Genomic DNA, 12,100 nt, shown 5'->3' on the forward strand with positions numbered 1-12,100 from the left:
CTATATTTTACTATTGACTATAATATATTTTTATAATAGTATTATAATGTAATATATTTTATTCTCTAGGAGGTAAAAATGTCTAGTGAAATAAGAGCTGAAGAATTAAAAATGGTTAAAGAAAGTAAACTTATTATTCCAGATAAAAATAAACAGAAAAAAACAAATATTGGTAGCTTGCAAGAATTTAATAGGTTGTTAAAAAAGTCATGGGATAGACCAGAGGATTTTTGGGCTGATGTGGCAAGTGAATTATTTTGGTATCATCCATGGGAGAAAACAATAGAGGGTGAATTGCCCAATTTTAAATTTTTTGTTGGTGGTATCTCTAACCCTGCTTATAATATGTTGGATATTAATCTAGAAAGAGGTTATGGGAATAAACTTGCACTTATATGGGAAGGAGAAAATTATGAAACTAAATTTTATACTTATAGAATGCTTTATTGCGAGGTAAATAAATTTTGCAATGTTTTAAAAAGCTTTGGTCTAAAAAAAGGAGATCGTGTTGCTATTTATTTGCCAAATTTTGCAGAAACTGTTATTGCTATCTTAGCATGTTATCGTATGGGAGTATTGTTTAATACTGTATTTTCAGGGTTTTCACCAAATGCATTAAAAGATAGATTAATTAATTTTGAACCCCAAGTTTTTATTACAGCTGATGGTGGTTATAGAAGAGGTAGGCTTATACCTCTAAAGGAAAGAGCTGATTTAATACTCAATGATATCACAGGGATCAAAGCATGTATAGTTGTAAAAAGGGCGGGAAATGATGTTGATATGAAAGAAGGCAGAGACTATTGGTGGGATGATTTGATGAAAAATGTAGGAAGTAGCTACGAACCAGAATTAATAGAAGCAAATGAACCTGGTTTGGTTTTCTACACAAGCGGCACTGCAGGAAAACCAAAAGGGGTTGTTCATTCAGGGAATGCATTTGTAATAAACAACTATGTCTATGCAAAATACCACTTGGATTTACATCCCGATGATATATTCTGGTGTATGGCTGATATTGGATGGCTCACAATGCATATTTGGGGGGTAGCAGGGGCTCTTTCTAATGGAGTTACTACTGTTTTTTATGAAGGTTCAATTGATTACCCTACCCATGATAGGGTATATAAGATTATTGAAAAATATAGGATAAGTAAGTGGTGGTCTACTCCTACAGCTACAAGGCTGCTTATGAAATTTGGTGAAGACATAGCTAAGCCTTATGACTTATCTTCGCTTGATGTGATTGCTTTCGTTGGAGAACCTTTGAATCCAGAAGCATGGTGGTGGTTATATGATAAAATATGTAATAAAAATGTTTACCTTAATAATACTTATGGTCAAACTGAAACAGCTGGTTGTCCATTAGCTGGAGCTGCTTGGCTAACACCAATGAAACCGGGTTCTTGTGGTATTAATTTTTTAGGGGCTCACATGGATATTGTTGATGAGAATGGTAAATCAGTCCCACCAATGACAGTTGGCAATTTAATTATGAGGAAACCCATTCCAATGCTTGTGAGGACACTTTGGAAGGATCATGAGGGATATTTAAAAATATATTTTAGTCAAGTACAAGGTGCCTATTTTACATATGATGTAGCAATAAAGGATAATGACGGCCATTATTGGGTGTTGGCTCGAACTGATGATGTCATTAATGTGGCTGGCCATAGATTAAGCACAATGGAGGTGGAGAGTGTAGCAGCAGAGGTTGATGGCGTAGCTGAAGCTGCAGTTGTGGGCACTGCAGATGTAGTGAAGGGCTCTGTTCCTGTTATATTTGTTACTATAAAAGAAGGATATGACGAAGAAAAAATTAAACAGCAGATAATAAATAATATTATTGAAAAAATTAGCAAAATAGCTGTGCCAGCAAATATTTTAAATGTACCAGTGATGCCAAAAACCCCTAGCGGTAAAATAATGCGGAGGTTATTAAGAGAAATAATTGAAAAAGGAAATATAGAAAGTGACATAACAGGTTTAGAAAATCCAGAAAGTATTGAGATAATAACTAAAATTGTAAAAAGTAAAGATTAATTAAGGGATAGAGTTTGCAATTCTTTATTTTTGGAAAATATTTAGAAAAAAATTGAGTTTGTTTTAGTAAGCTAAAGTGGTGTAAAATATAGTGGTCAACTATTTTTGGGCACAAAATGAATATATTAGCCCACTATTTTATAAAAGACTAAATATATAGTAGTATTAATATCTATTATCTAGCCATTTAATTGTTGGTATGTTAACATTTTCTAAAGCATTTGTGCCAATATATATATCAAGATGCCCTAAATTTAAGTAGGTTCCACCCAATGTAACATCTGAACTTTTAATTTCAGGATTAAATGGTCCCCACAATAATAAACCCAACCTACTAATAAAAGCAATTAGAGGCACATTAATATCTTTATAATCTTTGTAATATTCTTCAACATCATTTAAGCGTTTATAGCTATCAGTTAATAAATCTGAAATTATTTTTGAAGCATCAGTATTTTTTATTATATTTGCATTTTCATTATACATATTGTTTGTTGATAATATTTATATAGAGGAGTAAAAATAGCCAAATTATTTTTTATTAAATCTAGCAAAAATATATAGTTGATAATATATGTTATTTTGATTATGTTCTTTTACAATGAAAATAATTAGAAGACTGATTGATTATAACAGTATTGAACCCTTAGCAATTTCTATTGGAAATTTTGATGGTGTCCATATTGCACATCAAGAGGTTATTAAAAGGTCAGTAAACTATGCGAAGAATAATAATATAAAGAGTGCAGTGATTACTTTTAGTCCACATCCATTAAAATATTTTGGTTATGATGTGAAGATTCTAACAACTGAGAGAAAAAAGATAGAGCTTGTTGAGAAATTAAATATTGATTATATGTTTATACTTGATTTTGGCGAAGTAGTTTCATTGCCTTCTGATGTTTTTGTTGAAGAAGTTCTTTTAAATAAATTACATATGGCATTTATTGCTGTCGGTTTTAATTACAGATTTGGCAAGAAAAATAGCGGCGATGTTACACTACTAAAGTTGTTTTCTAAAAGATATGGTTTTGTTATAGATGTTGTTGATAGGGTAATTATTAATGATATGCTAGTTTCTAGCACAAACATTAGGAATCTTTTGTTAGAAGGGGAGCTTGAGCTAGTTAATAAGATGCTTGGAAGGTTTTATAGTTTAGAGGGCAATGTAATTAGTGGTAAAAGTATAGGCAAGCTCTTGGGGTTTCCAACGGCAAACATAAAAACAGACAATGAGGTTTTGCCAAAATTTGGAGTATATGCGGGAAGGGTCAAAATTAACAAAGAATATTATCCAGCTGCGATTAATATTGGCAGGAGACCTACTGTTAATGACAATTTTGTCTGCGTCGAGGCACATATAATAGATTTTACAGGCGATCTTTATGATCAATTTGTTGAGGTAGAATTAATAAGATATATTAGAGGTGAAAAAAAATTTGATGATTTTCAATCTTTATCAAATCAAATAAGAAAGGATGTGACAACAATATTAGATATATTAAAGTCAGAGAAATTAAGATGAATATATACATAGAATCATTGGGTTGTTTTAAAAATAGTGCAGATACTGAGGAGCTTGTAAATTTATTAACTAAGGTAAACTTTAAAATTACCAATAGAATTGATGAATCAGATGTTATGATTATAAATACTTGTGGATTTATTGAACCAGCTGTTGAAGAATCGATAGATAGAATCCTTGAGTTAGCTAAATATAAGGATGAGAACAGGAAATTGATAGCCTTTGGTTGTATGATAGAAAGATATATTAATGAGATTCATAATCTTATACCAGAGATTGATAAAGTATTTGGGGTGAACTGTTTTAATGAATTAGTTGATTACTTAATCAGTATTGATAAAAAAAATGCACATAAATCTTTAAATAATCCACATTATCTGCATACCCATTTGCCATATTATAGCTTTATTAAGATAGCCGATGGATGTGATAATAGATGTTCCTATTGTATGATACCTATGATCAAGGGTGGTTTAAAAAGTTTAGATATTAATAAAATAGTACAAAATGTAAAAAATGTTTTATTATTAGGTGTAAAGGAGATAATATTAATAGCTCAAGATATATCGAAGTATGGTATCGATCTATACGGAAGAGAAAAGCTTACCGATTTATTAGAAGAATTAAATAAAATTGATAAAGAGTTTTTTATTAGATTGTTATATGTAAATCCTGATGGTATAGACGATAGATTGATTAACCAAATAAAAGACTATGAAAAAATTATAAAGTATCTGGATGTCCCAATTCAACATACAAGCGATAAAATATTAAAGGCAATGAATAGAAAGATTGATTCATATAGACTAAATTTATTATTTGAAAAACTAAGAACAGAACTTCCTGAGTTAACTATAAGAACAACTATTATAGTGGGTTTTCCTGGAGAAGAAGAGGATGATTTTAAAAGAAATATAGATTTTTTAGAGAGATATAAGCCAGAGTGGCTTGGAGTTTTTCCTTTTTACGCTGAGGAGGGGACTTCTGCATATTCATTGAAAGGTAGGGTTAAAAAAACTGTTGTTAATGAAAGAATTAATGCGTTAAATTCTTTACAAATGAGAAATACTACATTAAAATTTAATAATCTAATAGGTGTTAATACCAAGGTTTTTATTGAGGATTATAATAGTAAGAAAAAAATTTTTGTTGGAAGAACTCTTATGCAATCACCTGAAATTGATGGCATGTGTTATATAAAGTTTGATAAGGATAGTAGGCTAAAAACCTATGGGCCTTATAATGCTGTTATTGATAATTTTGATTACCCTGATATTTTTGTTACAGCCCATTATAATAATAACTAAGAGGTGAGAGATGTTATTTTATCGTAATAAATTAATAATAAAAAAATATATATATCTATTAATAATTATAGCTACTACAAGTTCACTCATCATAGGATGTGGAACTAAAGAGATTAGGGGCCGTGATGCTGAGGTGTACTTAAACCAAGGTATTAAGCATTATGAAGATGGTAAATATAGACTAGCTGCAGAAATGTTAGAGGATGCTATTAAATATGCAGAAACGCCTTCTGTTGCAGCAAAAGCCCAGTTGTATTTGGGGAATGCATATTTTAAGGATGAAAATTACTTAGAGGCAATACCATCATATAATCAATTTCTAGAATATTTTCCTGACCATGAAGAGGCTCCCATGGTTTTATATAACCTGGCAATGTCACATTACAATGAGATTAAAACCTTTGATAGAGAACAAAAAACTACATGGGATGCAATTGAGGCTTTTGAGAAATTAAAGAATAAATATCCAGAGTTTGCTGAAAAAAAGAATGTTGATAAATATATTCAGGGGTTGAGAGATAAACTAGCTGAAAAAGAGCTTTATGTTGCCAATTTTTATTTTAGAACAGGCCATGAAAAAGCGGCGGTAAATAGATTGAAGTATATCTTTAAGCATTATAGAGATACTGAGACATATAAAAAAGCACTACTTAGATATAGCGAATATTTAGCAAATAATGGTGGTGACAGTAAGGATGTTGTTAGATTGCTAAATAGATTATTAGAGAATACAAAGGGTAATGAAAAGTATGCAGAGGAATTAATAAATATACTTAATGAGTTAAAAAATAAATCATAATAGTAGGTTTAAAATATGCTTAATTTGAATTTTGTGATTAATAATATTGAGTTAGTTAAGAAAAAGACTAAGGCCCGCAACATAGATTTTGATTTTAATAGATTGTGTGAGCTTGCAGAGATTAAAAAAGAACTAAAAAAAGAGACCGATGATCTTAAGAGGCAGAGAAATGCAGGATCTAAAGAGATTGGTAGATTAAAGAAAGAGGGCAAGGATTTAGGTGAAATAACAAGAAAGATGAAAGAGTTATCTGACAGGATAAAACATTTGGATGATAAATTAAAAACCATAGAAGATGAGATTAAAGAAATGCTCCTAAATTTACCTAACCTTATTGATGATAATGTGCCTATCGGAAAGGGTGAAGATGATAATGTGGTTATAAAGGTATACGGTGAAAAACCAGAATTTTCTTTTAAACCAAAGCCACATTGGGATATAACAGAAGATTTAAATATAGTTGATTTTAATAGGGCTGCGAAATTAGCAAAGTCTAGATTTGCTTTATACTTAGATCAAGGAGCGAAATTAGAACGTGCACTTATCAATTTTATGTTAGATTTACATTCTAAAAATGGTTATAAGGAGGTATTTCCACCTTTACTAGTAAATGAAAATACAATGATTGGGACAGGTCAACTACCCAAATTTGAAGAAGAGCTTTTTAAATGTGAGAGAGATTCTTTATATCTAATACCAACTGCTGAGGTGCCACTTACAAATATTCCCTCTAATGAAATTTTAAAATACAGTGATTTGCCAATAAAGTATGTTGCCTATACTCCCTGTTTTAGAAGAGAAGCTGGTTCATATGGTAGAGAGGTTAGAGGATTAATTAGGCAACACCAATTTAATAAGGTAGAATTGGTAAAGATTGTAAGTGAAGATAAATCAAATGAGGAATTAGAAAAACTTCTAATAGATAGTGAATCAGTGTTGCAGGAACTAGGTTTGCATTATAGAGTAGTTACTTTGTGTAGTGGTGATATTGGCTTTTCAGCCTCAAAAACCTATGATTTAGAGGTATGGTTGCCAGGGCAAAATTGTTATAAAGAGATATCATCATGTAGCAATTTTAAAGATTTTCAAGCAAGACGCGCATCTATTAGATATAGGGATGAATCCTCTAGGGTAAAATATGCACATACCTTGAATGGTTCAGGTCTTGCTGTTGGAAGAACTTTTTTGGCTATATTGGAAAACTACCAAAGGGAAGATTGTTCAGTTGAGATACCCCATGTGCTGAGACCATATTTAGGCGGCTTAGAGAGTATTAATTAGGTTATGTCAAAGCTTTATATAGCCGCTTTGCCCTTAGATCTAAAAAGAGTTTATTTTTCTAAATATTTATTGGACATATTAAATTTAGCTGAATTATTTGTTGGTGAAGAAAGGAAAACTGTCTTTAAGATTTTTTCATTATTGGAGAATAGGGACAAAAAATATATGTTATTAAATGAGCACTCAACTGTTTCTGATAAGTTAAATATATTAAACAATATTAAAAGTTATAAAATATCATGTTTGTTTTCAGATACGGGGGCGCCTTGTGTTGCTGATCCAGGATATGATTTGGTAGATCTATGTTATAAGGAAAATATTACTATTATTTCTGTGCCAGGGCCATCAAGTATAACTGCTGGATTATCAGTTTCTGGCTTTTATGCAGAAAGTTTTAGTTTTTTTGGCTATCCACCAAGAATTAAAAACAAAAGGAGGATATTTTTTCAAAGAATTGCCAAGGCCTATGAAACTGTGGTTTTTATAGAAAGGCCCTATGTTATGAAAAAGTTAGTCAGTGAATTAGATATTATAAAGGGTAAGAGATTATCGATTTCATATAATTTAGGGCTTAGAGAAGAGAAAACAATAAGGGGTTATATTAATGATATAAAGAAGGATTTAGAAGAAATGCCTAAAGTGCCTTTTATAATTGTAGTTGAGGGTAAGGGTGGAACCGCTAGAGTTGTTAAATAAAATAGTACATTCTACAATTGAGGCTGTTAAGCCTGATAAGTTAATTTTTGAGAAGATTAATTATAAAAATCATTTTTTGACTATTAATAATAGGGCATATGATTTATCAAAATATAAAAAAGTGCATCTTGTAGGTAGTGGAAAAGCCTCAGTAATTATGGCTAAAGCTATTAAAGAATTAATTGGTGATAAGGTTAGCGGGGGCGTTATAATCTCAAATTACTATGAATCTATAGATAATATTTCAGTACTTGTTGGTAGCCATCCACTACCAACTGAGAAAACTATTAAGGCAACAGAAAGGTTGTTAGAATATTTAGAAAAAGTACAAAGTGATGATTTCATAATATATTTATTAAGTGGTGGCACATCGGCTTTATTAGAAAAGCCTGTTTATCCATTAACATTGGAGGATATAAAAGAGATCACAAATATTTTACTTAAAAAAGGTCTAAATATAAAAGAACTAAACTCTATTAGAAAGAGATTATCTTCGGTAAAGGGCGGAAAATTAAATAATTATATTAATTGCAGTGGTGTAGTTTTAGTTCTTTCTGATGTTTTAGGCGATAAAGTTGAAACTATAGGCTCAGCCCCCCTTTATTATAAAAAAGAAAGCTTAAATATTTTAAATCTTTTAAAAAAATATTCGTTGGAAAAAGTATTGAGTAAAGATATTATAAATTTGATAACTTATGAGGATAAAATAGTAGAGAATAAATTAGAACATTTTATAATAGGAAGTAATCATGATGCCTTGATAGCTGCAAAAAATATGGCATATAAATTTGGTTTAGATGCTCAGATATTAACAAACACATTAAGGGGGCAAGCATCAGAGGCTGGTAAATTTATAACTTCTATTGGAGAATATGTAAGTAGTCAAAACATGAAAGATAGGTTATATATTTTTGGAGGGGAAACTACAGTATTTGTAAAAGGTAATGGCCTAGGTGGTAGAAATCAAGAGCTTGCTTTGTCAGCATTAAATGAATTATCAGAATTTGATTACAAAATTTATGTTGCTGCTTTTGGAACAGATGGTTTAGATGGTCCAACTGATGCAGCAGGTGCAATAATATCTAAAGGCCTCTTAGAGAGGGCGAAAAAGTGCGGAATATCAATAGAGGAGTTTTTATATAATAATGATTCATATAACTTTTTCAAAAAAGTTGGGGGGCATATTATAACAGGACCAACAGGCACTAATGTTTGTGATGTAATTCTCCTGTTAATCAAATAATATGTTTAGATAAAATGAGTGAACTTAGAATGGAGATCAAACTAAAGACCCTTATATCTATTTTTTTCTTGTTTTTAATAGCTTATTTTATATTTAAAATTAATAACATATTAACTCCCTTTGCCCTTGCTTTTTTTATAGTTTATTTATTAGATCCGCTTATTAGTGGAGCTGAAAAGTATAAAATCCCCCGTAGCGTTTCTATTATATCTATATTTTTATTTATTACTGCTTTTATTGTTGGATTATTTCTATTGCTAACGCCTTTAATCTATAACGAGTTGTCTGCTTTTGCGAAAGATGTACCTTACTACATTGATAGATTGTCTTTTTTGATAAATAATGTTCAGTCACATTTTGGGGTAGACATATCGACAGATAGGATTAAAGATTTAATTGCTAGTAAAACTGGTGAAATAACTAACGTAGCATATAAAGCGCTCGGAAAAATCACCTATTCTCTTAAAAGTATTATCACTACTATTGTTTTATACTCAATTGTTCCAATACTTATATTTTACTTTGCAAAAGATTATAAATATGTAACAGAAAGCGTTATAAAGACAATTGAGGAGAATTCTAATTTTAATGTAAGAAAATATTTATCAGAATTTGATGAGATATTAAGTAGTTATTTTAGAGGGCAAATAATTGTTGCTCTTATTCTAGGAGTGCTCTATTCAATTGTTTTATTGATAGTTGACTTAAAACCTGCACTTATAGTTGGTCTGTCTGCAGGAGTGCTTTCAATAATACCATATCTTGGTTTTGTTGTTGGTTTTGCCACATCTTTAGTTTTGGCTTATTTACAATATTTTGATATTTGGCATCCCCTATTTGTAGTTATTGGTTTTACAGTTGTGCAAATAATTGAGTCAAACTACATAACACCTAAAATTGTTGGTAATAAGTTAGGGCTTCATCCAACAGCTGTAATTTTCTCATTGCTTGCAGGTGGTTCATTGCTTGGTATTGCTGGGATGATATTTTCACTGCCTATTGCTGCAGCAATTAAAATCTGGCTGAATAAAATAATTTCTTCTCTGAAATCCTAGGCTTATACTAAGAACGATATTTTGTTAAAGAAATAATATTATATAGAAAAGTAGATATTAAGGCAATACTATTCAAATAAGCTATGCTTTAACAACTTTACCTGCCTTTAAACATTTCGTGCAGACTTTTTTATACACAACCTTTCCGTTGTCATTTAAAACCCTAATTTTGTGTATATTTGGCATAAACCTTCTTTTATTAACATTATGGGCATGACTTATAGTATTACCTGATCTAGGTCCTTTGCCACATATATCGCATCTATTTGCCATTGTTGCCTCCTTTTAAGAAATTATTAACTTGTAAAAATCGTCTAAATTGTTATCATATTATTCATATTAAATCAAGCTTTATTAGAGGTATAAATGAAAATAGATAAAAACCAGACTATTGCAATGATTTTGAAGAATTGTCCAAAAAGTATTAAGGTTTTTGAAAAATTCAATATGGGTTGTGCCTCATGTTTAGGGATTGAAAATGAAACTCTTGAGATGGGGGCAATAATGCATGGTATTGATGTTGATGAACTTATAAAAGAATTAAATGAGGCTTGTAAATAAATTATGAATACTTATATAGTAGATAAGAAAAAATTTGACTTTGCTTTTACTGATTCTATGTATATGTTATCAGATCAAATAAAGTCACAAATTGATCCTTATGTTAAATATGAAGAGATAGACACATTAGATATTTTTGGGAATAATAAGCCTTTAAATATTGAGATTGGAATTGGTAATGGTGAGTTTATTACCTATATGGCCTCAAAAAACAAAAATGAAAACTATTTAGGTTTTGAAATAGTAAAGAAGGTATTTATAAAGGCTGTTAAAAGGATTAAGAGGAATAATCTAGAAAATGTTCGCATCATTCACTATGATGCCCTTTTTTTTATAAAACTATTGAAAGATAATTTAATCAATAATTTATTTATTAACTTTCCAGATCCATGGCCTAAGAGAAAACATCATAAAAGAAGACTAATTAATCAAGATTTTATAAAATTGATTGAGCAAAAAATTGTTCCCAAGGGTTATCTATTTATAGTAACAGATTTTGAGGATTATGCAGAAAATATAAAAAATACCTTAGAACATAGTTTATTTAAGAGTGTTTATAATAGCATGTATATTAATTATTTAGATAATTATTATGAGACTAAATATTATAGGAAATTTGGCAAAGAAAAGGGTGTCTTTTTCTTTAAACTTATTATAGATGATTAAAAGAATAATTTTATTTATATTATTTATTAGTATTTTTTCCACTAGCATATCTTTTGCTAAAACCTTTTATACAATAACTATAGATGGCGCTATAACCCATTTTACATATAGGTATATTGAGAAATCAATAAAAATAGCAGAAGAAAATAAGGGCATTTTATTAATTAAATTGGATACTCCTGGTGGGCTCCTTGATGCAACAAGGGATATAGTTCAATTAATATTAGAATCCGAAAGCCCTATAGTTACATATGTGTACCCTCAAGGTGCTAGGGCTGGTTCAGCTGGTACATTCATAGTACTTGCTTCACATGTAGCTGCAATGGCTGAAGGAACAAATATAGGGGCAGCCCATCCTGTGAACTTAACTGGTAAGGATATAGAAGGCGATATGAAAGAGAAAATTATTCAGGATACGTTGGCGTTTATATCGGCAATAGCTGAAAAAAGAGGCCGAAATGAAGAAATAGCCAAAAAGATGGTTGCAGAGTCATTGAGTTTAAAAAGTAGTGAAGCACTAAAAAAGGGAATAGTAGATTATGTTACAAATAATATAGGAGATTTGGCAAAATTTGTTAATAAAAAGTATAATTATGGGAAAGAATACGAATTAAAACCCATTAAAACAACCTCGTTAGAAAAAATAGCCTTTTTCCTAAGTGATCCAAATATTATTGTACTACTATTATTAGCAGGGATATTGGCTATCTTCCTTGAAATTAAGATGCCAGGAACGTTTATATTTGCAGCTTTGGGCATTACTTGTATTATATTATTTTTAATTGGTATCAGTATAATTCCAATAAATTATTTGGCTCTGCTTTTAATTTTAGCTGGTATTGCACTAGTAATTGCAGAGGTTTTTGTCCCATCTTTTGGCCTTTTAACATTGTCAGCTATTATAGCTTTAGCATCAGGTTTATA

At 30.3% G+C, this 12,100-nt stretch carries 13 protein-coding genes; 11 read left to right on the forward strand and 2 right to left on the reverse strand.

Annotated elements, in window-relative coordinates:
* The first annotated feature begins 78 nt into the window (after nt 1–78).
* Complete coding sequence (locus tag SVN78_05225) at nt 79–2,043, forward strand: acetate--CoA ligase (protein ID MDY6821004.1); 1,965 nt, start codon at nt 79–81, stop codon at nt 2,041–2,043.
* Nucleotides 2,044–2,208: 165 nt separating this feature from the next.
* Here the strand turns inward: SVN78_05225 and SVN78_05230 are convergent, their stop codons facing one another.
* Nucleotides 2,209–2,529, reverse strand: coding sequence for a hypothetical protein (locus tag SVN78_05230; GenBank protein MDY6821005.1), 321 nt, complete (start codon nt 2,527–2,529; stop codon nt 2,209–2,211).
* Between the two features lie 115 nt (nt 2,530–2,644).
* Between SVN78_05230 and SVN78_05235 the strand changes: the two genes are divergently transcribed.
* From SVN78_05235 to SVN78_05265, 7 genes are read left to right on the forward strand one after another with little or no spacing between them, the layout of a single operon-like run.
* Nucleotides 2,645–3,568, forward strand: a complete 924-nt coding sequence (locus tag SVN78_05235; protein MDY6821006.1) for a bifunctional riboflavin kinase/FAD synthetase — start codon at nt 2,645–2,647, stop codon at nt 3,566–3,568.
* Nucleotides 3,565–4,875, forward strand: coding sequence for a 30S ribosomal protein S12 methylthiotransferase RimO (gene rimO / locus SVN78_05240; protein MDY6821007.1), 1,311 nt, complete (start codon nt 3,565–3,567; stop codon nt 4,873–4,875). The genes SVN78_05235 and rimO overlap by 4 nt, the downstream gene beginning before the upstream one ends.
* A 10-nt stretch (nt 4,876–4,885) precedes the next feature.
* Nucleotides 4,886–5,674: an outer membrane protein assembly factor BamD gene (bamD, locus tag SVN78_05245; protein ID MDY6821008.1), complete on the forward strand. Its 789-nt coding sequence runs from the start codon at nt 4,886–4,888 to the stop codon at nt 5,672–5,674.
* 15 nt (nt 5,675–5,689) lie between these two features.
* Nucleotides 5,690–6,955 carry a serine--tRNA ligase gene (gene serS, locus SVN78_05250; protein ID MDY6821009.1) on the forward strand — a complete coding sequence of 422 codons (1,266 nt, stop codon included), beginning with the start codon at nt 5,690–5,692 and terminating at the stop codon, nt 6,953–6,955.
* A 3-nt stretch (nt 6,956–6,958) separates the two neighbouring features.
* Nucleotides 6,959–7,651, forward strand: coding sequence for an SAM-dependent methyltransferase (locus SVN78_05255; GenBank protein ID MDY6821010.1), 693 nt, complete (start codon nt 6,959–6,961; stop codon nt 7,649–7,651).
* Nucleotides 7,626–8,894 (forward strand): DUF4147 domain-containing protein, encoded by a 1,269-nt coding sequence (locus SVN78_05260; GenBank protein MDY6821011.1) that lies wholly within the window; start codon nt 7,626–7,628, stop codon nt 8,892–8,894. Before SVN78_05255 ends, SVN78_05260 begins: the two co-directional genes overlap by 26 nt.
* Nucleotides 8,895–8,908: 14 nt before the next feature.
* A complete protein-coding gene (locus SVN78_05265) occupies nt 8,909–9,949 on the forward strand; it encodes an AI-2E family transporter (protein ID MDY6821012.1) in 1,041 nt (346 codons plus the stop codon).
* Between the two features lie 81 nt (nt 9,950–10,030).
* On the opposite strand, the gene rpmB is transcribed toward SVN78_05265, so the two are convergent.
* A complete protein-coding gene (rpmB, locus tag SVN78_05270; GenBank protein MDY6821013.1) occupies nt 10,031–10,222 on the reverse strand; it encodes a 50S ribosomal protein L28 in 192 nt (63 codons plus the stop codon).
* A 93-nt stretch (nt 10,223–10,315) separates the two neighbouring features.
* Between rpmB and SVN78_05275 the strand changes: the two genes are divergently transcribed.
* The 3 genes from SVN78_05275 to SVN78_05285 form a co-directional block, all read left to right on the forward strand.
* Nucleotides 10,316–10,510, forward strand: a complete 195-nt coding sequence (locus SVN78_05275) for a DUF1858 domain-containing protein (GenBank protein ID MDY6821014.1) — start codon at nt 10,316–10,318, stop codon at nt 10,508–10,510.
* Between the two features lie 3 nt (nt 10,511–10,513).
* Nucleotides 10,514–11,176, forward strand: a complete 663-nt coding sequence (gene trmB / locus SVN78_05280) for a tRNA (guanosine(46)-N7)-methyltransferase TrmB (GenBank protein ID MDY6821015.1) — start codon at nt 10,514–10,516, stop codon at nt 11,174–11,176.
* A partial coding sequence (locus SVN78_05285; protein MDY6821016.1) for an ATP-dependent Clp protease proteolytic subunit occupies nt 11,169–12,100 on the forward strand: 932 nt, incomplete at its 3' end. The genes trmB and SVN78_05285, both read left to right, overlap by 8 nt.

This window comes from Deferribacterota bacterium (assembly GCA_034189185.1).
Classification (GTDB): Bacteria; Chrysiogenota; Deferribacteres; order Deferribacterales; family UBA228; genus UBA228.